The 26596-nt window shown below is 72.5% G+C and carries 18 protein-coding genes and 1 pseudogene; 7 read left to right on the top strand and 12 right to left on the bottom strand.

Annotated features, from left to right (window positions below):
* Positions 1 to 396: 396 nt before the first annotated feature.
* From BKE41_RS26010 to BKE41_RS25965, 9 genes are all read right to left on the bottom strand, one after another.
* Positions 397 to 2439, bottom strand: coding sequence for an AAA family ATPase (locus BKE41_RS26010; RefSeq protein ID WP_124262946.1), 2043 nt, complete (start codon positions 2437 to 2439; stop codon positions 397 to 399).
* A complete protein-coding gene (locus BKE41_RS26005) occupies positions 2436 to 2885 on the bottom strand; it encodes a hypothetical protein (RefSeq protein ID WP_124262947.1) in 450 nt (149 codons plus the stop codon). The genes BKE41_RS26010 and BKE41_RS26005 overlap by 4 nt, the downstream gene beginning before the upstream one ends.
* A gap of 52 nt (positions 2886 to 2937) precedes the next feature.
* Positions 2938 to 3942: a metallophosphoesterase gene (locus tag BKE41_RS26000; RefSeq protein ID WP_107645320.1), complete on the bottom strand. Its 1005-nt coding sequence runs from the start codon at positions 3940 to 3942 to the stop codon at positions 2938 to 2940.
* Positions 3939 to 5687 (bottom strand): AAA family ATPase, encoded by a 1749-nt coding sequence (locus BKE41_RS32300; protein ID WP_236961830.1) that lies wholly within the window; start codon positions 5685 to 5687, stop codon positions 3939 to 3941. Before BKE41_RS32300 ends, BKE41_RS26000 begins: the two co-directional genes overlap by 4 nt.
* Positions 5688 to 5728: 41 nt before the next feature.
* Positions 5729 to 6511 (bottom strand): metallophosphoesterase, encoded by a 783-nt coding sequence (locus BKE41_RS25990; protein WP_043075229.1) that lies wholly within the window; start codon positions 6509 to 6511, stop codon positions 5729 to 5731.
* A 99-nt stretch (positions 6512 to 6610) separates the two neighbouring features.
* Positions 6611 to 7567, bottom strand: coding sequence for a hypothetical protein (locus BKE41_RS30560; RefSeq protein ID WP_052517004.1), 957 nt, complete (start codon positions 7565 to 7567; stop codon positions 6611 to 6613).
* A 1332-nt stretch (positions 7568 to 8899) separates the two neighbouring features.
* Complete coding sequence (locus tag BKE41_RS25975; RefSeq protein ID WP_024828390.1) at positions 8900 to 9166, bottom strand: hypothetical protein; 267 nt, start codon at positions 9164 to 9166, stop codon at positions 8900 to 8902.
* A gap of 212 nt (positions 9167 to 9378) precedes the next feature.
* Entirely contained in the window at positions 9379 to 10287 is a 909-nt protein-coding gene (locus tag BKE41_RS25970; RefSeq protein WP_071000294.1) for a GGDEF domain-containing protein, read from the bottom strand.
* 861 nt (positions 10288 to 11148) lie between these two features.
* On the bottom strand, positions 11149 to 11562 hold the full coding sequence (locus BKE41_RS25965; protein WP_043075225.1) for a helix-turn-helix domain-containing protein: 414 nt from the start codon (positions 11560 to 11562) through the stop codon (positions 11149 to 11151).
* Between the two features lie 58 nt (positions 11563 to 11620).
* Here BKE41_RS25965 and BKE41_RS25960 point away from each other — a divergent pair.
* Positions 11621 to 12353 (top strand): annotated as a pseudogene (locus tag BKE41_RS25960) (cation transporter).
* Between the two features lie 130 nt (positions 12354 to 12483).
* Here BKE41_RS25960 and BKE41_RS25955 read toward each other — a convergent pair.
* Positions 12484 to 14820 (bottom strand): restriction endonuclease, encoded by a 2337-nt coding sequence (locus BKE41_RS25955; protein ID WP_043075224.1) that lies wholly within the window; start codon positions 14818 to 14820, stop codon positions 12484 to 12486.
* Between the two features lie 371 nt (positions 14821 to 15191).
* Between BKE41_RS25955 and BKE41_RS25950 the strand changes: the two genes are divergently transcribed.
* The gene (locus BKE41_RS25950) at positions 15192 to 15470 is read left to right on the top strand and encodes a metal-sensing transcriptional repressor (protein ID WP_043343706.1); all 279 of its coding nucleotides are present in this window, start codon (positions 15192 to 15194) and stop codon (positions 15468 to 15470) included.
* Between the two features lie 309 nt (positions 15471 to 15779).
* On the opposite strand, the gene BKE41_RS25945 is transcribed toward BKE41_RS25950, so the two are convergent.
* Entirely contained in the window at positions 15780 to 16772 is a 993-nt protein-coding gene (locus BKE41_RS25945) for a hypothetical protein (protein WP_127992111.1), read from the bottom strand.
* A gap of 520 nt (positions 16773 to 17292) precedes the next feature.
* Between BKE41_RS25945 and BKE41_RS25940 the strand changes: the two genes are divergently transcribed.
* Positions 17293 to 18792, top strand: coding sequence for a TniQ family protein (locus BKE41_RS25940; RefSeq protein ID WP_071000293.1), 1500 nt, complete (start codon positions 17293 to 17295; stop codon positions 18790 to 18792).
* A 231-nt stretch (positions 18793 to 19023) separates the two neighbouring features.
* Here BKE41_RS25940 and BKE41_RS25935 read toward each other — a convergent pair whose 3' ends face one another.
* The gene (locus tag BKE41_RS25935; protein ID WP_052517002.1) at positions 19024 to 20544 is read right to left on the bottom strand and encodes a hypothetical protein; all 1521 of its coding nucleotides are present in this window, start codon (positions 20542 to 20544) and stop codon (positions 19024 to 19026) included.
* A 158-nt stretch (positions 20545 to 20702) separates the two neighbouring features.
* Here BKE41_RS25935 and BKE41_RS32500 point away from each other — a divergent pair, with 158 nt between their 5' ends.
* The 4 genes from BKE41_RS32500 (at position 20703) to BKE41_RS25915 (ending at position 26589) form a co-directional block, all read left to right on the top strand.
* Positions 20703 to 23603 carry an EAL domain-containing protein gene (locus BKE41_RS32500; protein ID WP_269467569.1) on the top strand — a complete coding sequence of 967 codons (2901 nt, stop codon included), beginning with the start codon at positions 20703 to 20705 and terminating at the stop codon, positions 23601 to 23603.
* Between the two features lie 295 nt (positions 23604 to 23898).
* Positions 23899 to 24420, top strand: coding sequence for a LysR substrate-binding domain-containing protein (locus BKE41_RS25925; protein ID WP_107645319.1), 522 nt, complete (start codon positions 23899 to 23901; stop codon positions 24418 to 24420).
* A gap of 608 nt (positions 24421 to 25028) precedes the next feature.
* Complete coding sequence (locus tag BKE41_RS25920) at positions 25029 to 25664, top strand: PAS domain-containing protein (protein ID WP_043075221.1); 636 nt, start codon at positions 25029 to 25031, stop codon at positions 25662 to 25664.
* 262 nt (positions 25665 to 25926) lie between these two features.
* The gene (locus BKE41_RS25915) at positions 25927 to 26589 is read left to right on the top strand and encodes a hypothetical protein (RefSeq protein ID WP_043075220.1); all 663 of its coding nucleotides are present in this window, start codon (positions 25927 to 25929) and stop codon (positions 26587 to 26589) included.
* The last annotated feature ends 7 nt before the right edge of the window (positions 26590 to 26596 follow it).

The raw sequence follows: 26596 nt of genomic DNA, 5'->3' as shown, positions 1-26596 counted from the left end.
TCGCGGCCGCCTTCAGTCGAAGATGAGTCACGAGTCCGTAGCGCGAAGGCAGTCATTCTCCCTTCGCGCTTAGCGCCGTGTTCACCAATCGCGCCCTCCGATCAGTCGATGCGCCAGGTAACTCAGTGAGGCGATCGGCGCACCGCCGCCGATGCCTCGTCATGTTGACTCGTTTTGAGAACCCTCCCGCATCGATCGCCGCTCTACTGCACGCGACACTTGGATCAACTTGGGATCAAGATCGACTATCGCCGCAGTCGATTTCGCTGTTTGCTCGCAGATCGAAGACGAGACTATTTCAGTCCAGCGCACTCGATCGCGGAAACGCCGTGTATTCGACCGCGGCCGGGGGCGCCGCGATCGTGGATCGACGACATTGTCCACAGGCGCCACGGCTCACCTGTCGGCGTCCGGCTCGCCCCGGCGGCGCGAGCCCCGGATTATCTTTCTGATCGCCGCGTCGCCGATGTCGCCCTGGCGATCCAGGGCATCGGCCAGCCGACCCAAGGCCGCCCGCCGGGCCCGAACGGCCCCGGAGGCACGCCCGTACGCCGCCGTCAGGCGAAGGTGCACGGCGGCCGCCACGCCGGGGACGCGCAGCAGGTCGGCCGTGGCCGCCTTCGGGAGCGCCACCAGGGGCGTGCGCGGCGAGAAGCCGAGGTGGGTCTCCATCGCGACGGCGAGGCGCGTCGCCGCCGCGAGGTCCTCCGCGGCCCCGGCCGTCACGTCGCCGAACACGGCCTCCTCCGCGGCCCTGCCCGCCAGCATGATGGCGAGGCGCTCGTCGAGCTGCGCCTCGGTGACGGGACCCGCCCCTTCCCCGGCCCCGATCCACGCCGCGCCGCCTTCGGCGCCGATCGCGGCCGACAGCGACGCCGCCCCCGCCCCGATCGTCGCGGCGGCGAGCACGTGCCCCGCCTCGTGGACCGCGACCCTGCGGCGTACGCTCGCGGGCAACGGCGGCCACGCCTCAGCCGCCGCCGCGGCAAGATCCGCCGCGTCGAGGTCGCGCCCCGCCCGGCGCGCAAGCCCGCGGGCCCGGCGGACCACCGCCTCGGCGTCGGCGCCGGTGGCGCCGAGCAGCTGGCCCGCGAGGGGCCGCAGGTCGAGGCCCGGCAGGGCGCCGGCGAGGTATCCGCGCAGGATGAGGGCCAGGTCGACGGCGTCCGGCGGCTGGATCCGGACGTGGCGCTCAAGCCGGCCCGACCTCAGGATCGCGGGGTCGATCCGGCCGGGGTGGTTGGTCGTCCCGACCACCACGACCCCCTCGCGGGAGGCGGCCCCGGCCAGGTGTTCGAGCAGGGCGTTGACGACCTGCGTGGCGTAATCCCGGCTATGCTCGGGAAAGCTCGCGCGGTCGCCGAAGGAGTCGATCTCGTCGACGAGGGCCACGCAGGGGGAGCGGCGGGCGCGGTCGAAGAACGCGCGCATCGCGCCCAGGGTGTGGCCGAGGTGGCCGTCGCGGGCCGCCTGCCATTGCGCGAGCGAGCCCGCGATCAGGGGGAGTCCGGCGCTGCGGGCCAGCGCCGCCGCGAAGGCCGTCTTGCCCACGCCCGGGGGACCGGACAGCAGGGCCGCGGATTCGAGGTCGGCCCACCGCGGCGCAGCCGGCCCGCCGGCGAGCCACGCCCTCAGGTCGAGGACGAGGGAAAGGCCCCAGTCGCGGGCGGCGCCGTAGCCGTGCAGCTCCTCCAGCCCCGGTCCGCCCCGGTCGGTCCCGGCCTTGGCGGACACGATCGCGGCGAGCCTGCTCGCGGAGCCTTCGCCGCCGCGCGCGGCGTGCACGGCCAGGCTCAGGTCCCCGGGATCGCAGAGCGCGGCCCCGGCGGCGGACAGGCGCGACCGCGGCGCCGCGCCCGTCACCGCCTCGACGACGAGGGCGACCTCGGTCGGGTCGAGGGCCTCCACCTCGATCCGGAGCTCGGCGCCGCGCACCAGGTCGCGCGGCAGCAGCCGCGCAGGATCCTGCGAGACCCCGATCACGACGGCGCCGTCCTGGAGCGCCTGCCGGACCTCGCCGTTTCGCCTGTCCGGCTGGTGCCCCGACGACGAGCCGTCGGCCTGCACGACCAGGGCGGTTCCCGCACGGCCGTCGCCGCGCGGGAACCGCCGCCCCGGGTCGACGAGGCACAGCGCGGACGCGGAGGCGACCGGCTCGACCCATTCCATGGCCGGCACGGTCACCAGCAGGATCGCGGGGCCGAGCCGGGGAAGCGCGCCGACCCCGCCGACGGCGTCCACCGCGCGGCCGAGGGCGACGGCCGCGCCGGCGAGGTCGGCGCTCGGGCGCCGGGGGCCGTCGAGGAGTGCGTCGACCGCCTCGTCGAAGCTCGCCGCCGGACGGCCGTCCTCGACCAGGAGGGCGAGGAACGCGCGCGCCGTCGCCTCGCGGCGCGGGATCGCGGACGCGGCGCGGGTCGGACCCACCCCGGCCGTCACGCGCGCCTCCCGCGGCGGGGCCGCGCCGCGCGTCCAGACCGCGCGGTCCACGCCCGCGCGATCCGGGCCAACTCGCCGTGGCCGGGGCGCGACCGCGACAGGGCGCGCAGCGCGTGGGACAGCACGACGCCCGCGGTCGGGTCGCCGTCCCGGTGCGCCAGGACGAGAAGGTTCCCCATCACCAGGTCGGCGAGCGGGCCCTCGGGACCGTGGTGGCGGATCCGGTCGATGGCGACGGCCGCGGCCGCGGCGGGATCGCCGGCCCGGGCCGCGGGCCAGCGGCGCTCGTGCAGGATCGCGGTCGCGGCGACAGCGCCCGCCAGGGCCGTCACGTCGGACTTGGCGATCTCGGACGGCGCCCGGGTCCGCCACAGGGTCAGCGGGCAGCAGCGCGGCGGCATCGTCCCGCCCCGACGCGCCAAGCGCGGGCCGCGTGCTCTCGACATGTCCATGTGCGCTCCCATTCCCAGCTCCGGTGTTCGGGATCGTGGCGGCGCCTCAGGCCGTCACGACGAGGGTCGGGTCGAAGGCGTGCGCCGCCATCGCGTGGTCGCGGCCGCCGGTCCGCGGGTTGGCCACCACGCGCGTCTTGGCGACCCGGTGGTCGGCGGCCGCCGGCACGTTGCCGTGTACCCACAGCGACGGGGCCCCCCAGGCCGCCATGGCGGCGGCGGCCTCCGACGCCAGGGACGCCGGCAGCCAGGGGTCGGCGTGCCATCCCTCCCAGTCGACGGGGAGCGAGCGCGGGGTCGGCGCGTGGCACGTCACGACGACGGCCGCGTCGCCCGGCAGCGCGGTGTCGACGCACGCGTTCGGGCCGGGCGGGAGGCCCAGGGAGCCGATCGCCGCGCTCGTCAGCGCGTCCTCGATGAAGGCACGGCTGCGCGCATGCATCGCGAGGGTGTCCAGGGGCGTCAGGGGGCGTCCGCGGCGGAGCTCGATGCGCCCGGCCTCCTCCCAGGCCGTGCGGGCCGCGACGCGCGCCGGGGGCCGGCCCGACGACGCGCCCAGCTGCCAGTCCGTCCACAGGGTGGCACCGACCACGACGGTCCCGTCGCCGTGGGCGGGCCCGAACCGGAACGCGTCGTCGGAGAGCAGGACGAGGCCGAGATCGGCGGCGAGCTCGCGACCCCGGGCGAGCGCCTCGGCCATCGGCGTGCCGGATCGGTATTCGACGTTGCCGGGCACGACGCAGACCGGCCGACGGCCTTGCCGGCCGTCGAGCGCCCGGGCGAGCCAGGTCAGGGACGCGGAGAGGCCCGGGCCGACGTTGCCGGCGACCAGCATCGCGTCGAAGGCGGGCAGCGGCTCCGGGAGCGCGAGGTCCGGGCGGAGGTCGACGCGCAGGTCCGACAGCACCCAGAAGGCGGGGCGCGGCGAGACCCGCTCCGCGGCCCGCGCGTGCGCCAGGATCCCGGCCATCGCGGCCGGGGCGAGCCAGCACACGCCCGGCTCCGCCCGGACGGGCGTCCCCGTCCCGTCGGCGCTCGGGCGGATGTTCATTGCGGGCTCCGGGTCAGCGCGCGATCCCGCACGCGCAGGATCGCCTCGACCGCCCGGCGCAAGCGCCGCAACGAGCCGCCGCGCCAGCGCGCCCGCAACGCGGCGCGCTCGACCGCGTCGAGGGGCAAGTGGAATCGCGGGTCGAACCCCGCCTCCATGGCGACCCCGGCGAGGATGCCCGGGAGCAGGGCGTCGAGGTGGTCGGCGCGTGCCTCCGGGAACCGGACGACCCGCATCCGGTCCAGCAGGGGCGCCGGCAGGACGGCAGGCGCGTTGGCGGTGCAGATGACGGTGACCCACGAGAGGTCGAGCTCGACCTGCAGGCAGGGGTCCGGGAAGCGGGCGGCGTTCTCCGGGTCGAGAGCCTGGAGCATCGAATCCCAGAGACGCCCATGATCGGTCCGCGTCGCCGCCTTGTCGACCTCGTCGACCATCACGATGGGGTTGGCCTGGGCATGCCGTGCGACGGCCATGAACGGCCGGCAGGGCTCGGACGAGTACCAGCGCCGCTCGGTGCCGCCGAAGGAGCCTCCGGCGTCGTTCGCGCCGTCCACGCGGTAGACCCCGACGCCGAGCGACTCGCCCAGCCGCCGGACGAACCGCGACTTGCCGGACCCGGGCGGCCCCGCGATGACCATCGGCGGGGCGTGGACGTGCGGACGCGCCGCGAACGCGCCGAGCGTGGCGTCCACCGCCGCGACGGCGTGCGGGAACTCCTCCAGGAGGGCACGGCGCACGCCGGCGAGGTCAGGGGTCGGGACCAGCGGCAGCGCCGTGCCGATCGCGTTCTCGTAGCCGCGCGCCACCTCCTTGGCCTTGCTGTGGCCCGTCCGATTCAGGTGGGGGCAGACCAGGACGTGGCCTGCGGGGACGTCGGCGACCGCGGCGGCCCCGCCGTCCTGCCGGCGGTCCGCCTCGTCCCGGTAGGCGCGCACCATGTCCCGCAGGTCGGCGATCTCGGATTGGGCGCGCGCTTCGCCGGCCCGGCGTCCGTCCCGCTCGGCGGCGACCGTCAGGGGCTGCGCGACGGCCTGCCCGACGACCGCCGCGACCTGCGCGAGCGTGCCCGTGGTCCAGAGGCCGCGGGACCGGCCCGTCGCGACGGCCGAGAGGCCGACGGCGAGAAGGCGCGCCTCCTGGCAGATGTCCGCGAACGCCGATTCGAGTTCCGCGCGCCAGGACGCCCCGGCCTCGTCGGTCGCCTGGGTCGCGCCGTCGGGAGCCGCCGCCGGCCTCCCGAGCGGGTCGAGGTGCGCCCACGGCGCGCGCGCGGCGTCCCCGCCGGCCTGAGCGCCTGCGGGGACGGGCGCAAGCCGGTGGAGCTGCGCCCCGACCTCCGGGAGCCGATCGAGGTACGACCAGGCCGCGGCCGCGGCGCGCCCGGCGTGCTCCGCGACGCGCTCGAAGGCGCCGAGCAGGACGAGGGCGTCGGCGATCTCCCGGAGGGTGGGGTCGTCCCCGAGCGCGGCCGCCCGGTCGAGGGCGCCGAGGCCGCAACCGTCGGCCTCCCCCGGCCCCGCGGCACCGTCCTGCGGCGGCACGTCCAGCCCGGGACACGGCCCGACGTTCTCGCGAAGCCACGCCGTCACGCCGGCGCCCAGCCCGGGCGTGGCCGCCTCGGCGTCCGCGGCGAGCTGCGCCGGGAGCGGACCGTCCGTGGCGTCCGCGTCGAGGCCGGCGCGCAGGGCCCGCGGCAGGTGCCGCAGGACGATGCCGCGCGCGATGTCCGGGGTCACGTCCTTCATGGCATTCTCCAGGCGGTTGCGGCGGGACGGGCGGCGGACGCTCAGGTCGTGGCGTCGAGGACCAGCGCGGGGTCGAAGGCCCGGTTCTCGCGCCCATACCCCTTGGGGTTGCAGACAACCCGGGTCCGACCGACCACGTGGTCGCGGCTGGCGTGGACGTGCCCGTGGACCCAGACGGCAGCCCCCAGGCGACCGATCGTCCCCTCCAGGCGCGAGGCGAAGGCCGGGTTCAGCGGCCGGCCCGCGAAGGCCGGGTCGAGGGACGCCGCGGCCGGGGCGTGGTGGGTGACGACGACCCGGGCCCGGGCCAGGGTCCACGCCCGGTCGAGGGCGAGCGACTCCAGCCGGGCGCGGCTGGCGCGGTGGACCGCGGCGGCGTCCTCGGGCCGGAACGGCATGGCCGCCGGGCGGCGCGCCCGGTCGATCCGGCGGTGATCGGCGAGCATCCGCCGGGCGTCGTCCATCGAGGACGCCACCCGCCCGTCCCCGTCCAGCCGGTAATCGGTCCAGAGCGTGCACCCGGCGAACGCGACGTCGCCGATCCAGGTGGCCTCGTCCTCCAGGAAGTCGACGCCGGACCGCGCCGCCGCGATCCGCCCGGCCGCCAGGGCGTCGGGACGGCACGACCGGTAGTATTCGTGGTTTCCCGCCACGAAGACCACGCGCATGTGCGGGCGTATCGTGCGCGCGAGCCAATCGAGCGAGGTCTCGATCCCCTCGCCGACGTCGCCCGCGACGACGGCGACATCGGCCTCAGGAATGGCCTCAGGCGTCCACGGGACGCCCATGTCGCGGTGCAGGTCGGACAGGATCCAGAGGCGCATGCGCAAGACTCCGTCAACCGACGCCGCGTGCGGCTCGGCTCGGCTGGACTGGGCTTGGAACTGGGACTTGGACCGGGGGCCCGGGGAGGCCGCGCCGACCTAGTGCACGGCGCCCGCGGAATCGCCGGCCGGCGTGCGCAGGACGTACCAGCGCGACAGCGTCCGGGCGAACGTCGCGCGATCCGTGAGGTAGACCTCGCTGGTCCGCACCCGGTGCCCCTCGGCGATGCCGGGGTGGCCGGTGACCCGTCCCTTGAGCACCGGGGCGAAGACGGCGTCGCACGACCAGCCGTCGAGCACGGGCGCGCCGGCCAGGTCGTCGGCGGTCGGCTTGAGCCCGGCCTCCGCCGCCTCGACGTCGTCGGCGAGGTCGCGCAGCCTCTCGGGCAGCGACCGGACGTCTGCGGCCTCGCCGATGCGCCTCGCCTCGTCCTCGCGGGCTTCGGGCGGCAGGTTCCGCCCGGGAGCCCCCGTGGCCCGCCGAACGGCGCCCAGCAGCGTCAGCGCGACCCGCAGGGCATGCCCTCCGGGGGTCCCGTCGGCCAGGCCGGAGGCCTCGCCCCGACCTAGCGGCGGCACCGCGCAGGGAAGCGTCGGTCCGTCGGGATCGAGGAGCGCCATCGCGGCCGCGAACCGCGCCGCCGCCGGCGCGCCGCCGGCGCGTCGGCAGCCGAGATACCACGTCGGTACCGGGGTCGTGTGTGCGGCGCGCCATGCGGCGGCCTCGCGCTCGTCCGCGGCGTGCGGGCCGACCACGAGGACGGATGCGTCCAGCAACGCGCGGACCGCTCCCGCGCGCAGGTGCCTCGACGGCAGGTCGACGAAGACGGGTCCGCCGCCCCGCAAACACGCTTCCGCCGCCCGGGCGACCTCGCCCGCGGACGCCGTCTCCCGGAAGCGGACGTGGCGCAGGCCGGTGCGCGATCCCGGCACGGCGACGCGCTCGGACGCCAGCAGGGTCGCCGCGCCGTCCGCGACGGTGGCCGCGTGCGCGGCGAGGAGGGACGCGTGTGACGCGTCCGTGCGCCCCGAGGCGCCGGAGAAGGCGATCAGCATGGTGGAACTCCAAGCACGCCGGGACGACGTCCGGGATGGACGCCATCGGCGGCACATCGCTGGCCGGGCCGCGCCGAGGCGCGGCTGGTTCAGGGAACGACGACGCGCCGCCGCGGACAAGGCGATGGTCGAGGTCAGGGGATTATGGAGGGCCCGGGCGCGCACCTGCACGTCTCACCGGGAGAAGCGTCCACTACAGCAGAAGCGCTTCGATGTCTAGACTTTACCGGGCAAAACATCTGTTGATTGCGGGGATATCGACAAATATTTTCCCGTCGGAACAGTCGATCCTGATCGTGGGTCCGGTCCGCCTTCACGCCGCATTGGCTTCGTCGCCCGCGCGGCGATGGCGGGAGGGCGAGCCGCGACGCCCGCGCACCGAGCCATTCGATGAATGGCCGTGACGCCCCGCGAAACGGCGCCCCGGCTCCCGCGTCCGGGGGGCCGGGTCACGCAGCGCGTGGCTTGCGCCGGAGGCGGCGGAGTGCGTCGGTCGTGCCATTGCCGTGACCCGACCGGTGACGCGGCCGTCCCGAAGCCGGCCTCGGGACGGCCGCCTCGTGGACACTTGGCCCTTCCGGGCAGGCCCGGGCAACCGCACCGAGGCGCATGCCCCGATGACGGCATCGGCCGGGGGCGAACGCCCGCGCGGCGCGCGGGACGTTTCGGGGCGCGGCGGGCGGCTCCACGCTCACGTAACGCCCGGCCGGCGCCTGAACGCGAACGGCTCGATCTCGTGGATGAGTTTGTCCCCGTGCCAGAGCTGCGCCCTGCCCGTTCCGCTGAGCGCGTGTGCCAACTCCACAGCCTCGTCGCCATCCATGGCAACGATGTCGTGGGTCTGGATCGTCCTACCCCGCGCGTCGAGGCGCCTGACGCAGTACCGCCCTTCTGGGGAAGCTTGCTCCTGACCGCCGGCCCGGGAGGCCGGGGACGGATCGACATCATCCACCACAGCAAACCTTCGGAGTTTCAGCGCGGCGTCGGCCGGATGCCCCTCAAGAGGCCTCACCGCGACATTGCATCGCCACACGGCACGCCGACGCATGACTTGTCGCCGGACGGCCAGCACACCTCGTATGTAGTCTCGGATCCTGTGCGCCCGTACATGGGCGCATATCAGGCGAACTCTATACTTTGGTTCACCCCGGATGGCCAGCATGCGGGCGCCCCCGCAGGGTTGGAAGCAAGCCGTCGTACCCGGCAGACGCCCCATGCCCGGCCGATCCCGACTGATCAGCATCGGGCCCGGGCGACGGAGCCGGGGCGCGAACCGGTGCCCCGGCGGAACGGTGACGTGAATCGGCCGGCATCGAGCTTCAGGCCGGGACGCTAATCCTCGCCACCAGAGAATCGTCCTTCGATGTGCGTCGCCGCGTCTGCGTATAGCTCGCAACGTCGGAGCAGGACGGCGCGCCTCTCCGGCTTGCGCGTCCCATCCGCCTTCGCTTTCGCCTTGTCGGCACGCTCGCGCATCTTCTTGGCGAGCTTGCGGAAGGCCTTGTCGATCTTCGAGCTGACCTGCTCGACCTCCGCCTTCACCGCATCCTCATGGTCTGGCATCGGCCCGGGAAGCGTGCTCCTTTCGTCCTTGGCCAAAGGCATCTCCATCGACCTGCCCGCACCCCTTACCCGATCCACTGCGACAATGCGATCACGGTCGCGATGCATGCCGACCGGCGGGCGCGCCGACCGCCCAGCCCGCGGGCATCATGCGTGAGGTCCGGATCGTCAGGTCGGCCGCGAGGATCGCCGGCGGCATCGAGCCGTTCCCGCGAGTGGCGGCGGGCCCTGCCGCGCCGGCTCGCACGTCAGGCAACCATCGGGATCGCGGCGGCATCCGGTTCGGGGGAGGCCCGCACCGTCGGCGGCAAGCTGCCGAGGCGCAGGCCCCCCTTGCCCCCGGCCTTGGCGGCGTACATCAGCGCGTCGGACGCACGTAGCGCCGCGGCGAGGCTCTCGCCCGAGCCGGCCGCCAGGACGATCGCCCCCATGCTCGCGCCGACGCCGCGGCCGGCGAGCGCATGCACGAGGCTTTGGTGCAACGCCTCCGCCCGGACTGCCGCCAAGGCGTCCGTCTCGGCCTGCAGCAGGAAAGCGAACTCGTCCCCTCCAAGCCGAGCGATCCGCTCCCCGTGGGAGAGGGTTGCCCCTGCCGCGGCAACGACCCGGCGCAGAACCTCGTCCCCGGCGGCATGGCCTTCCCGGTCGTTCAGCGCCTTGAAGCCGTCCAGGTCGGCCATCACCACGACGTGGCGCCCGCCGCGCCGCGTCGACAGGACGGCCTGCGCGTGATCCTCGAACGCGATCCGGTTCAGGGCGCCTGTCAACGCGTCCTGGCGGGCGGCCTCCCGCTCGCGGTCGTAGGCGCGCCGCAAGGTGCAGGTGGCGAAAACCACGAAGGCATAGGTGCCGAGGCGGAGGAAGGCCCGGGCGACCGCGACCGCCGGAGGCAGTGCCGCTTCCTCGGGCAAGGCGGGCAACACGTTCAGCAAAGCGGCGGCCAAGGCGACGCCACAGGCGACCGCAGGTCCGAGCCGCCAGCCCGCCAGGACGATCAGCGGGATGTAGGCGGGCCCCATGCCGATCCCAGGAACCATGCGGTCGATGGTGGCGAGCGCGAGGCCGGCCGCGGTCAGCACCGCCCACGACGCCGCCAGCGGGTATTCCCTCGGTGGGATGATCGGACGCCGGTCCGGCAACCTGCCCCGCGACAGCATCGCCTTCCCTCCCATCGGTCGCGGAGCCAAGCGCCGCGCCACGAGATTGCCATGCGATTCCTTAAGGTTGTCCTGGGCGGCTGGCGCCGGCGACAGTCCGCGGTCCCGTTCGCCGGAACGACGGACGCCGCCTGGATTCGGCATCCCTTCGGTCCCGTCGGGTTCGGGTCCCGACCAATGGCCCTTGGCCGTCGTCCCGCGGACGCCGCCGGATCAATGACGCCACTCGCGGGCTTCACCCGACCGAGGCCTATCAGGTTCGATGACGCTGCTTTCGCAGCGTCTCGGCGGATGTATTCCGCAGGCCGGAGGCGATGATGGCGATGGCGAATCCCGGCGCGCCGATCGCGGCGCTGCGGGGGGGCGACCCCGAGGATGGATCCGGCCTTGCGCGAAGCCCGCACCCGCTACGATCACCCCACCGGATGGCTCGGCGTCGACATCGCCGACGCCCTGGTCGCGCGGTGGCTGATCACGCCGGGCGATGAGGCCGGCACGGTGGCCACGCCCCACGGCGGGCGACTGGGTTCGTCATCGAGGCCGAGCCGGCCGGACGGAGCCACCTGCCCCGCCGCCCGTTCCGGCACTGGAGCGAACGACGGCCGCATCTCGTCAGCCGGCCCGGCGGCGCCCAGTGTCGCCGCCGCGGGGGGACTTGTATCGAGCGAGCGTCGACGGGGCGGGCGCGCCGTCCGGGTGACCGAAGCGGGCCCAACGGCCAACGGACCTTTCGACGGCGGCCGCCCCTCCCGATCCCCGACGACGGGCGGACAGGCGTGACCCGCCCCCGCCACTCTTGCGGGGCGCTCCTCCCCGGGCATACGGGCCGCGGCTTGGATCACACCGGGGACGGACCGCCCGCTACTCGGCAGGTTGCTCCATATCCGCGAGCGCCTCGATCACCCGGCAGTCGCCGACCCGCCCTCGGCCACAGGTGTCCAGGGCGCGCCGCAGCTCGCGTCGGAGGGCCACGAGCCGGGCGATGCGCCGGTCGATGTCCTCGACGTGACGGCGGGCGATGCCGTCGACCTCCGCGCACGGGCGGTCCGGCTGCTCACTCAACGCCAGCAGTTCGCGCACCGCGGCCACCTCGAACCCAAGCTCGCGCGCGTGCCGGATGAAGTGGAGCCGCGCCACTGCGGCGGCGTCGTAGCGGCGCTGCAGTCCACCCGTGCGCGCCGGGACGCGCAGCAAGCCAACGCCTTCGTAATAGCGGATCGTCGGCACCTTTACCCCTGAGCGCCGCGCCAGCTCGCCGATCGATATCTCTGCCATGGCCCTTGAACCTTTGGTGGCTATAAGAAGTAGGTGAGGGCCGAAGGCGAGTCACCCCATAGCCGACGGCTGCTGCGAAAGACGCGTTGCCCGCTGCCAACCACCCGCGCCCGCACCGGCGGGACATCCCTCCCCCGCCATCGCCCACGGCGCGGCGGCCGCTGCGTGCTGCACCGGCGGCGTCCCGGTCTTCGATGGCGGGAACCCACGCCACAAGCGCATCCTCTGGACGGTGATCGGCCCGGAACGGGGCGTTGTTCCTCGGAGAGATGGCGGCGGGCCGGCTCGCTGGGTCTCAGGCGCTCAGGCCGACGCAATGGCCTTGCTCGCCGACACGGTGACCTACGGCCTCTGGCTGGCGGTGATCGGAGCGAGCCTGCGCACCCGTGCGTCGGCCGCGCTCACCACGGGCGTGCCGCCGTCGCTGATGGCGTTCGGCTCGACGGTCTGCCAGACGCTGGCCCTCGGCCTGCCGAAGGCGGAGGTCATGGGTCTGGCCGGCGAGCTGGCGCTGGCGGTCAACGCTGCCTCGGTGCTGCTCCCGAGCCCGTACAAGGACGGCGGTGCGAACATGCGCTCGCTTTTGGTCGTGCTCGCGCAACGACGCGATCGGCAATGTCATCGCCATGGGCGCGGTGCTGGCGGTGCGGGGCACCTCGACCGCGTGGCCCGACCTTCCGGCCGCCGCCCTCATGCCCGGCATGTTCCTCACCTCCTCCGCGCAGTTGCCAAGGCGGGCATGGTCGGAGTACCGCGAGGGCGAGCGGGTGCGCCCGGCGCCGGTGGAGTAGCCGATACGGACCGGTGCCAAGCGCGGACTGACTGGGCTCCGTCGGCCGGAGCGTTGCGACGTGGCATGGGCCGGCGACCGCCGGGACGTGGGCCTCGGTGCGGCCGCCGAACCGGCCGAACCGGCGCGTCTCACCGGCCGTCCGTCGGATCGGTTCGGTCGACGTCGCTGAAGATCGACCTCCGAGGCCGCTCCCGCGGCGGCGGCGGGGCGGCGGCGATCTCGGGGATCGTGGTCGCGGAGGCGAAGGCCCATTCCTCCTCCTCGTCGCCGGGCTCGGTCAGGGCGTGCCGCTCCCGCCGTCGCTGCACTAGATCGTGGACGGCTTCCGCCATGAGGTCGCGCGCCTCCTCGATGAGTTCCTCGGCCCCGTCGTCGAGCACGCCGATGTCGGCGAGCGCGCCGAACCCCTCCTCGAAGCGCTCGAAGTTCCTGTCAGGGTCCTCCTCGGGATCGGCCGTGGCCGCCGCCTGCCGGATCAGGCCGGCGACCGCCGGCAGGGCGCGCGTCCTGAGTTCCAGCCCGAGCGCGACGAGGCCGCCGGGCGGCAACAGCGCCAGGAAACCGGGATCCGGCAGGAACGAGAGCTCGAAGCCGTCGACGGCCGCGGCTGCGAGCTCGGCCGCCGCCCGGGCCCGGACCGTCTCCGGGAGGAGACGAAGCCGGTGCGCCCGCGCGACGAGATTGAGCCACGGGTCGTCGGCGGCGCGCTCGGTCCGCCAGGTCGCCCTGTCCAGGAGTCCCGGGTCCGCCGCGACCACGCGGGCGAGCAGGTCATCGCTGGCCCGGCGCGCCAGAAAGAGGAACAGCGAGCGGTTGGTGTCCTGCCTGTCCTCCACTCCGGCGATCCTGGCGGCGACGACGTCGTTCATCGACGCCGGGATGATGCCGGCGTCCCTGGCGGCCGGCATCCCCTCCGAGACGAAACCGGACAGGATGTTCTCGGGGGCGATGCCGCGCAGCAGCGCCGCGACCATGTGGGCCTGCCCGCGCAGGATCTCGGTCAGGGCGTCGCCGATGGTCGGATGGGAGAACGTCCAGGTTCCGCCGCCGGCCGACCGCTCGACGACGAACGAGCCCGCCAGCTCGGCGATGCGGTTGCGCACGTCGGCCAGGCGGACGCCGAGCAGGTCCGCCACGGCCCGGCTCGTGTCGTCGTCCCAGCCGTCGGCCGACAGTCGCCCCTGATGGACGTAGACGAGCATCAGGGCGGCGCGCAGCGTGTCGCCCAGGGAGCCGATGGTCTCGACGAGGTGCTCGCGCGGCTCGCGCATGAACCGGAGGAGACCCTCCACGGTCGGCCGCAGGCCCCGCGTGAACGCCGGGTCGCCGAGACGCTCGGCGACCCCGGGCAGGAAGCCGTCGACCTCGGCCACGGCGTCGAGGCAGGGCTTGACCGACGCCTTCCATGCCGGCGCCTGGCCGCCGAACGCGACGTGGTTGTACAGGATCTGCGCCCTCTCGGCACCCGTGAGCGCACCGACGTCGACGACCGCCCGCCCGTCGACGAAGGCGGCGAGGTTGCGCTGCCCAAGGAGCGGCTTGGCGCGCTGGTAGATGTGGCGGCGCGAGGTGAGCAGGAAGCGGTTGCCGTGCGACAGGGCCGCCTCGATCTTCCGGAAGGCGGAACTCCAGTCCTGGACGTACTCGTCCCGCATGACGTTCGGGCCGAAAGCGTCGTCGATCCAGAAGAAGCGCTTCCGATCATTCGGATTCCAGCCGTCACCGAGCTCCCGCGGCCCGGTCAGGTGCAGCACCGTGCAGCCCGCCTCCTCGCTCGCCATCGCCGAGAGGATGGCGCCGATGGTCGACTTGCCCGCCGAGGGGTTGCCAAGGAGCAGGACGGCTCCGTGCTCGTTCAGGGCGTGGACGGCACGGCGGTGCGCCTCGGTCGGCACGTACGAACGCAGCTTCGGCAGCCACTGCTCCAGCAGCGCGCGCGACTGCGCCGCCATGCGCTCGTCCAGGATCGCCCCGAGGTCGCCGAGGCCGTAGACCTGCGGGACGAGGGCGCGCAGGCGGGCGCGCGCACGTATCGACCGGATCAGCCATTCCCGGCCGAGGACGTGCGGCCTCGCGACGCCCCGCGCACGAAGCCGCGCGCGTATCGCGCAAGCCACCGGGGCGTCCACGCCCATGCTGGTCATCAGGATGTAGGTCTTCGCCTGCCCCAGGGCGACGAGCCGGTCGACGCTGGCGAGCTCCGCGGCGATGTCCCCCACCCTCAGGCGCCTCCGTCCGTCCGCGGAGTGCTTGCACTGGATCGTCGCGTCGTGGCCGCCGCCCGGCCCCGACAGGAACACCGCGTCCTGCCCGCCGTCCTGCGCCTCCCGATAGACCTGGACCGGGCGCCGCAGCACCTCCTCGCAGACCTGCGCGCATAGATCCTGGAAGGCCTTCCACCCGATCGTATGCAGGGCGAGGTCGCTCCAGGGCCCCTCGGCCCGCACCCGCATCGTACCGGCCATGCCGTCCCTCCGACCCAGGGCAGCAATCGTTCGCCCAGGCCCAAAGGATAGGCCGGCATCGCCTACCCATTCGATAGCGCATTCGGCCGCCGCACTGGAAAGCCCGGCGCGACGGGGCCGCGGACGATGCCCCCCGATGCTCGGCTAGGTCGGGAGTCCCCTTCGGCCCGCGGGGACGATGACCGGGCATGCCCCTTCGCGGAGCGGCGTCGCCTCCCCGCTCGCCCGCGGCGCGTCCGGTCCGCCACGGGCCCACGGATGCCGGGCGCCGGCCCTCCCGGTCTCCCGCATCGGCGCCTCCCGCCGCCCTGTCGCCCCAGGGTCGACGGCCCCGTCCGGCTCAGCCTATGGTGCGGCGGGAGGACCGTGACGTGGGGGATACGGACGCAGGCAAGGCGAAGCTCGTCGCGCGCATCCGCCGGGTCATGGGACAGGCTGGGGCCGTGGAGCGGTCGATCGTCGACGAGGGCGACACCCTGGAGCTGCTCATGCTCCTGTCGGCGTTGAGCGGGGCGATCGACGGCCTGACGGCCGAGGTGATGGAACGGCACGTCCGCCGGACCCTGGCGGACCCGGCGACCGACCCGGATCCGGGCCGAGCCGACGGGGCGAGCGTCCTGATCAAGGCGATCCGGACGTACATGAAGTGACCGGGCGCCGAATCCGGATCTCGCCAGCAGCGGCTGCCCGGGGACGTGTGCGTGGCCCGGCCATCGTCCGACCGAGGCGTTCATCGACGGCAGGACGCGAGGTTTCGGCGGACGCGCGCCCCGGCGCCGCGGCCGGGTCCCCCGGATCGAGTTCCCGTCCGTCGGCAAGGTGCGCCGATGCGAACCACGGCGGACGCAGCGGTGCCGGCTCACGCCCTCGCCAGGGGCGCCGCCCAGCGGCAGAAAAGGGTCACGGGCGCCCGACGGGCCCACGGCGCCGGCCCGTCCGTCGCCGATCGCGGCGCCCCGTCAGCCACCGCCGATCCCTGCAGGACCCACAAGCGACTGGAACCTTCGCTCGCACCTCTTGCTCATGCCGAGCGAGGACAGGATCCTGGATGCACCCAACGAGTCGACATTCCTGACCCTGTACCGATCCGAGAGTATGTAATTTATCGTCGCCGGCATGCTTCTCCTGATCTCGGGATCGTTCGCCGACGGAATGGAAAGCAAGCGTTTTGCCGCGGCGTAAACGACGCCCTCGACCCCCAATATGGTCAAGGCCTTCTCGTTGACGTCCATGGCTATCAGCCTCAGGATCGAAGAGTTCGAGAGGGCCTGCCTGTGGGTGAAGAGGATCTCCGCACCTTCCTTGAGCGGCAGTATCTCCGGCACGCGCATATCGTCGGTGTGATCCGGCCACGCCTCCAGCGCATCTCGGATCCCGTCCCCTCGCGAGAGGTCTTCCGCCGCGCCGCTCGCGATCGCGTCGCGGTGCGCGATGCAGTTGCGAGCGACGCGAAAGTATACGTACAGGGGCAGCAGGAACTTGACGCCGTCGAGGTCGGCGCCGATCCGCTCATAGTATCTGGTCAGCCCAGCCTCGGCCGCGGCCGCTCCGTCGTCGGTGCCGTCGCCACCCTGCCTGGCAGGGAGACGCCCCTTGGGCTTCGGCTTGGCCCCGCGGAAGCGGCCGTAGCTCTCCAGCTCGGCGCTCAGGTTGTCCAGGAACAGGTCGAACGCCGAGAAGCCGCGAACGACGCCCGCTCGCCCGATATCCAGCCTCCCCTCGTCGATCAGCTCTTGCGGGCGGCCCCAGTCCGGCATCCCGCCCCAGAGGTCGTTCTGGGCGTACAGGATCTCCTTGATGCCGTCGCGGGTCTCGCCCTTGTCGATCGCGTCCTTAAGCATCCCCAGCCCGATGACCTGCGTCTTGAGGGAACGGTTGAGCCTCTCGTGAAAGCGATGAAACCGCAACGACGCCTCGGTGTTGGCCCCCGCGAGACCGTGCTGCGTCTGCATCCTGTCCTTCCGTTCCGTCATCGGCGGGGGGATCGCCCGCCCCTGGGCGCGGCGCGTCTATAGAGGCCTGTCACCGAAGCGTCGATTCCGGGGGAGCGCGCGCCGGCGACTGGCGGCGGCGGAGATCCGACGCGAGGAACCGTGCCCGGCCGCCGCGACGGCACGTATCGGGTGGCCTCGGCATGGAGCCGCGGTTCGAGGGTCGATGACCTTCATCGCCGCAGCGCCGCCGATGCGGGCGTCGCCCCGGCCGGGTCGGCCAGGGATCGGGTCAGGACGAGAAGCGACGCAACCGTGCGGTCCCGGCCCCGTCGGCCGGCCCGCTCGCGGACGTCGCTCGCCAGCCGTGGACGGGGCGCGACGCCGCCGGCCGGCCCTTCTTCCCGGTGCCCGATCTTGCCTCGGCGCGCGGATGGGTGGAGCTGCCCCTAGCCGGGCCGCGCGGCTGAAGGCTTGACGCCGAAGGGGGAACCACCCTTGGGATCGGGCGTCAGGCCGGTTTCGTCAGCACGCCATCACCATGCCACATGCGATCCGCGTTCCGCCGCGGCCGGGGGAGCCCGCGTACGAGGCGTTCGAGCGGCTGGCCGCCCGTTTGGGCGATGCCGACGGCGACCGGCTGGCCCGCTCGCTGGGAATCGATCGCAAGGCCTTGCGGCACGGCGTAGGCGTGGACCGGGTCGGCGAGTTGCTCGGCCTGGAAGCCCGGTCGTTGACCGACGCGACGTTCGTGCGGGAGGCCCGCGGCATGCGGCTCGGCGGCTTCGTCGTGCCGTTCCGGGGCTGGGCGCCTTCGAAGCGCGTCTGCATCCCGTGCCTGGTACAGGATTCAAACGGCGATGATGACGCAGCAACGCTCTGGAAGTACCGTCGGACGTGGTGGGACCTTCGGGCCGTCGACCGCTGCGAACGCCATGGCTGCGCCTTGCTCGACGCCTGCCCGGGATGCGGATCGCCCCTCGCATGGCGCGATCGCCCCCCGCGCCTGTGCTCGTCCTGCGGTCACGACCTTCTCGCCGCGTCGGGGGCCTCGGCCCCCGACGCGGGCTGGGAAGCCTACCTGGTCGGTCGGCTGGGCTTCGGTCCGGCGCGTCCCGCCGCGATCCTCGACGCCATGCCGCTCACCGACGCGCTCTCATGCGTCCTGGCGGTCGGCGAGACGCTGAGCCCTCGTTCGGCGTCCAGGAGCAGCCCGCAGGTCGACCGCGCGCGCGCGACCCTCGGCTTCGGCCTTGTCGGGGACGGGGGCCGCGCGCTGCGGGCCGGCCTCCTCGGGCTGGAGCCACCGTCTCCCCACCTCGACGGCCGGCGCCTGCGCCGGTTGCTCGACCCGCTGCTGGGCTGGCTCGAAGCGCATCCCGGCGATGCGACCGGTCCGATCAGGGACGCGCTCCTGTCCCACGTCCGATCCGCCTGGGTCGTGTCGCGCGAGCTCCCCCTGCTCGGGGAGACCCTCGCGCCGGTGGTCCAGGAGCACCGCCTCGCCCTGGGGCGCCGGCTCGGCCTCGACCCGACGATCCTGGATCGTCTCTTGCGGCACGCCGGCCTCGCCGCCGCGGGCGAGCGAGAATGCAGCGCGGAGGAGTTCGCCAGGCTCAGGGACGCGGTCGAAGCCTCCGTGTCGGTCCCCGAGGCGAGGCGCATCCTCGACCTCGACACGCGGACGCTGTCGGCGCTTGCGGGTATGGACATCCTCCCGCGGGTCCCTTGGGCCGAAGGCGAGGCGACCCGCGGTCGCTTCGTCCGGAGCGCCCTCGAACGCCTGGCGGCGTCGTTGCGGTACGATGTCCCGACGGTGGGTCGCCGGACCGCGGACCATATGACCTTCGACGACGCGTCGCGGGCCCTGCGCCGCGGGTCCCGCCACCACGATCGCGCGCGGGCCATCCGGCACCTGCTGAGCGACAGGATCCGGCCGTGCGCACGGCTCGACCGCGGGCAGGGGCCGACGACGCTTCTGTTCGACCGGCGGACGATCGAGGTTCTCCAGGACGCGGACATGCAGCCCCCAGATCTCTGAGCGTTCGGGCGCCGCTTCAAGCCTCCGCGCTCAGTGGGCGAAGACGCTGCGGGAAGTAGCATCCTGCGTCGTCGATGCCACGAGCGCCACCTGCCTCTAAATAGTGGCTTCCCCGATGACGGCCGCCGCCGCGGAAGGCGGGGCATGACCGGCCCGGGGAACAGGTCCAGCGCGGGCGCGGCGACCGGGGTGCCGCCCCCGGTCCCGAACCGCCCTCGTCCGTACGGCCGATCACCCGGCGGGCCGGCCCTGCTCGATCTCCTGCACATGCGCGGCATGAAGCGCCTCCCCTTGCCGCAGGAGCCAACGCATCGCGGCCGGGATGGCCTCGACGTCGAGCCCTTCCGACCGGGCCCGGCCCGTCAGGGCGGCGGCGATGTCGGGGTGCCTGCCGAACTTCAGCCGCAGGACCCAGAGATCGATGGCCAGCGACCGATGGCGGACGAACTCGGCCTCGGCCACGGCCAAGGCCAGATTGGCCCGGTCGCACGCCTCCGCCTTCGCGACATCGATCTCGGGCTTCTCGTTGTCGCGCACCTCGCCGAGGCATTCGCGCATGTCCTCCAGCGTCAGCGTAGGTCTCCGATCCACGACGGGGCGGGCGGACTGCAGCCTGGAGGAGACGTCGCCGCAGTCCGAGCAGACGTATACCTGCCGGCGCAACGCCACGACGAGCCCGGCGCCGCCGTGGCCGTAGAGCGCATGCCTGAACTCCCGGCTCTGCGGGTCGGTCTCCAGCTCAAGATGCGAATGGGTGCGCAGCTCCGCGAACCATTTGCCGCCGCCGGAGATACGCAGGATCGCGGGCTTGCCACGGCCGCAGCACGGGCAGGCCCAATCGGGCGGCGTCCGCTGCCAGCCCTTCCCGGCCTGTCTCTCGAACGCGGCGATGTCGGCGGCGGTGGGACGCCGCCCGGCGACCGGCTTGCGCGCCCGTCCCGAGTTGCCGACAGCGTCGCGGCGCACGGACCTGGCGCGCAACCGCGCCTCGATCCCCAATTGCCAGGTCCGCATCGCATGCAGGTCCGGGTCGTCGCGGACCCAACGGTCGATCATTCGTTCGTCCGCCGGCCTGGCGAACGCCATGACCGCGTCCGGCCCGCGCTCCTGAGCGAAACTCCCCGAGGCCAGCCGCTCGACCAGGAGCGCGGCGAACGCCAGCCGGTCCTCGAAACCATGCCTGACCTCGCTCCAGGTGCGGCAGGCCGCCTCCACGTCGACCTCGTGGAGCGCATTGGACCGCGGCCGGATGAACCGGCCGATCTCAGCCGGGGAGAAGGAGAAGGCGGGGTGGATCTCCGATCCCAGCAGCCGCTTCGCGGTGCCGTCCGCCGCGTTGCACGCGTCGCAAACGAGCGTGTCGCGGAAGCGCACCACCAGCGCACGCATGTGCTCGCCGGCATGGGCCGACCCGGCGCCGGCGCCCTCCACCCGGGAGACGCCCACCCATGCGCCGACCAGGCTCTGCAGGTGATCCCGGAGGTGGTCGTGATGCAGGTCGAGATGCGCGAGCAGGACCCCGTTCCGTGCCTTGCGCACGATCATCGGCTTGGGCCTGCGACAGCATGTGCAGTGCCAGTCGGCCGGCACGCCGGCCCAATTCGCGTTCAGGTCCAGTCCGGTGGCGCCATGCGCCCGCAGCAACGTCTTGGTCTGCTCCGTCCATTGCCCGTCGAAGCCCGGGAACCAATGCGCGAGCCCGGCATCATCGAGGCCCGGGACGTCGGGCAAGCGCAGGTCGGCCCTGATCATGCCGGCCTCTGACGTAGCCATCTCCAACCCGCTCCAATTTCATGCCGGTCGACGGATCTCGCGCCGCCCCCCCCGCACCCGCCATGGACGTGGCAGGATAGCCGGGCGTCAAGCGCGCCCGGCGCCATCACGCGCGCGCGACGGCGCCGGAGGACGCATTGGGCGCCATCGCGGCCGGTGCCGGTCTCCGAACCGAAGGTCGCGCGGGTCGCGGGGAGCGCTTCGAGCACCACCGTAACGCATGGTTCATCGTATTCGAGGCTCGGCCAGGGGAAGTCGATCGACCGGTAAGATTCTCAACGCACCCGGCCCCAGAAGGCAGCCGGGACGTGCGAAGACATAAGGGGAGCCTGTTGCCGGTGCCGGGACCTCGGTCGATGCTCGCCTCCGCGCTTCGCCCCGGCGCGGCTCTCGCCGCCGCGCTGGCCGCATTGGCCCTGGCGATCGCGTCGGCCGCGGCGCTGCTCGTGGTCGACATGAACCGGCAGGCCGTTCAGGACGTCGAGCGCGGCCTGGTCGGGCTTTCGGCCGTCCTCGCCGACCAGGCCGACCGCTCCCTGCAGGCGATGGAGATGGTGCAGGATGCCGTCATCGACGGCTTGCGCGAGGCGGGCGTCGCCACGTCCGAGGAGTACGCGGCGGCGGCGGGCCGGCAGGACCTCCACCTGGCCCTCAGGGCCCGCATCGCCGCGCTCCCGCAGGTCAACGCGATCACGATCGTCGACCACGCCGGCAAACTGCTGAACTTCAGCCGCTACTGGCCGATCCCCGACGTCAACATCGCGGACCGAGACTACTTCAAGGCGCTCGCCGCGGACCCGGGGCGCGGACGTTTCGTCGGCCGACCGGTTCGGAATCGCGGCGACGGCGCATGGACGATCTACGTCGCCCGCAAGGTCTCAGCCTCCGACGGGACGTTCCTCGGCCTCGTGCTCGGCGCGGTAGAACTCGGCTACTTCGAGGGCCTCTACCGGCAGATCTCGCCGACCGACGACGCCGTCGTCTCGGTCTTCCGCGACGACGGCATGCTGCTCGTGCGCCACCCGCACCGGGCGGCCACGATCGGCAAGGTCCTGCCCACCGCGGCGGCTGCGCTGATCGCCGCGCGGGACCGGGCGGGCGGCGTCCTGCGCAACGTCAGCCCGATCGACGGCCACGAGCGCCTCGTCGCGACGAAGGCCCTCGCCCGCTACCCGCTCATCCTCAGCGTCAGCCGGACGGTGGAGGCGAGCCTCGCCCCCGTCCGGCGCCAGGCTTTCGTCGTCGGCGCGTCGGCGGCGCTCCTGGTGTCATGCATCGCCGCCCTGTCCGCCCTCTTCCTCCGTCAGGCCCGCGCCTTGCGGCGCGCCGCCGCCGCCGAGGAGCGCGCCCGCGGCGAACGCGACCTGCGTGAGCATTGCGAGCGCTTCGGCTTCGCGCTCGACAACATGATCCAGGGCCTCTGCCTCTTCGACGCCGACAGGCGGCTGGTCGTCATGAACCAGCGCTTCGCCGAACTGTACGCGGTCCCGCGCCATCTTCGCGAGCCAGGCGCGAAGGCGGAAGACCTCCGCCGGGTCGTCCTGTCGCTGCGGGGGGAAGCGGGAGGCGACTGGGACATGGTCGTCACCCCGCCGGGTTCGGACGCCCCTTCGTTGACGGCCTCCGTCGTCCGCCTGTCCGACGACCGGGACGTCAGCGTCATGCGCGTGCCCGTTCCCGGCGGGGGGTGGATCTGCACGCACGAGGACGTCACGGAGCGCCGCAGGAGCGAGGAGCGCCTCGGCTTCCTCGCGCGGCACGACGCCCTGACCGAGCTGCCGAATCGCGTGCAGTTCGCGGACGTGGTAGCCCGCGAGCTGGCGATCTGCGCCGGGACGGGGCAGGAGGCCGCGCTCCTCTGCCTCGACCTCGACGGGTTCAAGCAGGTGAACGACCTGTTCGGCCATCCCGCCGGGGACCGCCTGCTCGTCGAGGTCGCCAAACGACTGCGGGGGCTGCTGGGCGAACGCTGCGTCGCCGCGCGCCTGGGAGGCGACGAGTTCGCCGTGCTCGCGACCGGCCTCGATGGCCGCAGGACGCCCGCCACGACCGCACGGGCCGTCATCGACGCGCTGGGCGCGCCCTTCGCGGACGGCGAGCGGCGGATCGACGTCGGCTGCAGCGTCGGAATCGCTTCGTTCCCGCGCGACGGCGACACCTGCGAACGCCTTCTCTCCGCGTCCGACATGGCGTTGGTGCGCGCCAAGCGTGACGGCAAGGGGGGCTACCGTTTCTTCAAGCCGGAGATGGACGCCGCGGCGCGCGAACGGCATCAGCTGGCGCTCGACCTACGCGCGGCCATCGGCACCCCGCAGTTCGCGCTGCATTACCAACCGCAGTTCGAGGTCGCCACGGGCCGCGCCTGCGGCTTCGAGGCCCTCCTGCGCTGGACGCACCCGATCCGGGGAGCGATCCCGCCGACACTGTTCGTGCCGCTCGCCGAGGAGACAGGCGCGATCCTGCCGCTCGGCGAATGGGTGCTGCGGGAGGCCTGCCGCGAGGCTGCAACCTGGGGGCTGCCCCTCGGCATCGCCGTCAACCTCTCGATTGCGCAGTTCCGGCAGGCCGACCTGTGCGACGTGGTCAGGCAAGCGCTCGCGGAGACGGGACTGCGGCCCGATCGCCTGGAACTGGAGGTGACCGAGAGCCTGTTCCTCAATAGCGCGGCGCGCTCGCAGGAGGTGCTGGGCGACCTCAAGGCGCTCGGGGTGCGCATCTCCATGGACGATTTCGGGACCGGCTACTCGTCGCTGGCCACGCTGCAGTCATTCCCCTTCGACAAGATCAAGATCGATCGCTCGTTCGTGGGCCAAGTCGGCGTCACGAGCAAGGGTGGCGCGATCGTGCGCGCGATCATCAGCCTCGGCGAGAGCCTCGGCGTCCCGGTTATCGCCGAAGGGATCGAGACGGAGGAGCAGCTCGCATTCCTGCGGCGGCACCGCTGCGCGGAGATGCAGGGCTATCTGCGCGGCATGCCACGGCCGATAGCGGAGTATCTCCCGCTGCTCGCTGCGGAGGTGGACCTTCGCGTCGCGTAGGCGCGCAGCCGGTGCACCGAACGCTCGGCGGAAGGCGGCGCCGGCACCCGCGACGCGAGCGCTGACCTGGGCGAGACCTGTCAGCAGGCACATGCCGTTCAGGGGTGCCATCGATCTTTTCCCGATGCCGCCGAAGTCTTCATCCGGGGGGCGGTTCTGACGCTCGGCATCCACTGCTGGCGCGATCGAGCGAAGCGCTCGTCCTTCAGCGACCGTGGCGTCAGAACGGTGGCAGGGCGGCCCATTCCGAGGCGCTCCTCCGCCGGTCCATCGACGCCGCGATCACCTGCGATAGATGTCCGACCTCGACGACATCGAGCGGTTTCCGTTCTACCGGGAGCCCTACGTGCTGGTCGTGCCGCGCGGGCTCAGGGAGGAACTCGAAGGGCAGGAATTGGCCGCGATCTTCGAGAAGCATCGTCGCGTCCGGCACAGCGAGCGCTCCTATGTCGGCGGGCAGGTCGAACGGCACCTCAGCCGCTCGGGTCTCCGGCCTCCACGGGCGTTCGAGTTCGACACGTCGGACAGTCTCGTCGCGATGGTGGCGACCGGCATGGGGGTCGCCATCACCACGCCCCTGTGCCTGCTGCAGGGCATCGCGCATGCCAGCCACGTCAGCGTCCTGCCCCTGCCCGGTCCGGGGTTTTCCCGGGAGCCGCTGCTGGTCACGCGCCGAGGTTATCTGGTCTCATTGGCACCCCGGATCGCCGAGCTGGCTCGGGCCGCGATCATCCAGCGAGAGCTGCCCCGCATTCACGCGCTCGTGCCGTGGTTCTCGCCTCCCTCTTCCCCCGCAGCGCCTTCGATGGCTCGATAAGCCCAAGGCTCTGATCCAGCACATCAATACGGCATCAAATCTGCTATGTTTATTGGTGCTTTAAATCTTTTTGATGTGCGTGTATAGATAACCGCGCCACAAGCAGATTAGCCTCTAAGGGCGTTCAATGATTTGTTACTATGTACGCCAAATACAAACTTTTGATACTTCGCAAGTGTCTGCTTTTGGCAAGCGCCGACACTCGTTCTCATGGCTGACATGGGTCGTAGTCTGAACGTCCGGTTGCGTGGAGCGGGTCAGCTTCCGCTTCTGAGCCTGCTTTGATTTTCCGGGCTAGCCACGAATGGCCGCCTACCGGAAGCGACGATCGCAATCCGCGCAGCTGGCATGGTCCGGATCCGAGAGCTGGCATGCGTCGAGCGCTGCCGCGGCAGATGCAAGCGGCTGTGCACGAAACCTGGGCGAAGCTTGTCTGGGAAGCCTGAGCCCATGCCCCGCGAAGCCGCGTTTCGGCCAATGCCTAGCCTGACGCGCTCAAACACAGCATGGCCACCTCGACCCGTCGTACGAAAGCTGCCTTTCGGATTGCTCCGCAGCCCTGGGTTGTGTTTCAAATGCCTTCGGCGGTCTTGGAACCTGGACAGAGCATGCCACGCCGATCAGCGGACGCCCATCTCTCGGCGGCCTCCCTGCCGCTCACGACGCTCGACATCGGCCTGTGGGAAGAAGACGTCGACGCCGACCGGGTCCGCGCCGACGAGGTGATGGCACGGATGTTCGGGCTGTCCGGCGCGGCGGTCACAGAAGGCATCTCGCGCGCGCACCTCCTTTCAATCTTCCATCCCGAGGACGTGGCCCGGGACCCAGAGCGCCGCCGCAGCGTGCGGGAAGAAGGCGGGCTGTTCGTATGGGAGCACCGCATCCTGCCCGCGCCGGGCGTCGTGCGCTGGGTTCTCGCCCGCGGACACTACGAGCGGGACGTAGATGGTGGGATGCGCGGGCGCGGGATCGTCATCGACGTGACCGACAGCCGGACAGACAGCCGCATCGATGGCCCCGCGCACTTCCTCGCGGCCTTCGAGACGTCGGGGTCCGTGTTGGAACGCATCGCGGACAATGCGATCGAGGCCTGCGACCTGATCCGCTCCCTGGACGCGGACAAGGCGGCGCGGCTGCGGCTGCTGGTCGACGCCTTGCTGCACGAACTCGGACGCCAGCTCGCGGCCTCGCTTCACGAGGACGCCGCGAGGCCCGCCATATCGCGCGGTTCCAAGGTACACTGAAGCGGCCCCGCGCGCCGACCCGGTCTGAGTCGAGTATCCGGGCGCTGATAGCCGACCCAATGTTCCGCGTTGAGAACGTAGGGGATGAGAGGCAAGCAACACCATAGTTGCGTGCCTCGAACACCAAAGATCCGCACATGTTTCGAGGCTCTGCGCAACCTCACATGTGATGAGGCTTCGGACGGTTTTTGGGTTGCAGCCCGGGATCAGAGAATCGCTTGACCGGCCGGCGCTCCCGCCGTGGGCGGGACGAGGCTTCGCCATGGGCTACAAGCATAGCAATCCGCAGAACCGGGCGAAGGCGGCGTCCCTGCTCAGGCAGCTGAAGGGCCAGCTCGTGGACGTGACGGGCGTGCGGGTGGAAGCCCTGAGCAACGTCTACGCCGCCGCCGAGGCGTACTGGCAGCTTTCCAAGGCAGCCGGCGTCCACCTGTACCAGGAAGGCGGCGGCTGGCACGCCGACCTGGAGTTCAAGGGACTGCCGCACGGCATCCCGAGGATCGTCGGAACCCCCGAGCCCGTCGCGACGCGGGCGGAGGCCATCGAGAGCGTGGTCGAGATGATGTCGATGTGCGCCCAGCGCGACAACGTCCCGCCCCCGGATCCGGCGACGGGGCTACGCTGGTTCCGGTTCGACGAGCATCAGATCCCGGTCGACCCGCGGATGCTGCAACACTTTGTCTCCCGCGTTCCGGAGGTCGCGTTCGACGCGGATCACATCCGGAAGGAACTCGACGTCCTCCGGGCCGACATCTCGGGCGACGCCCCCGTCACGGCCGATGCCTGGGAGGCTGCCGAGTTCCAGCTCCGTTACGACGCTAGCCGGATGTGCTGCGCCGCCATGGCCTTCGGCATCATGCAGATGTCGTACGATCCGCCGGCGGACCTCGATCTGGCCTTGGCGGCCGCCCCCGGAATGCACTGAACGCCGC

The sequence above is a fragment of the Methylobacterium sp. C1 genome (assembly GCF_001854385.1).
In the GTDB taxonomy this organism is placed as follows: Bacteria; Pseudomonadota; Alphaproteobacteria; order Rhizobiales; family Beijerinckiaceae; genus Methylobacterium; species Methylobacterium radiotolerans.
The sequence above is the reverse complement of the archived record's forward strand: the minus strand, read 5'-3'. Positions and strand labels throughout refer to the sequence as shown.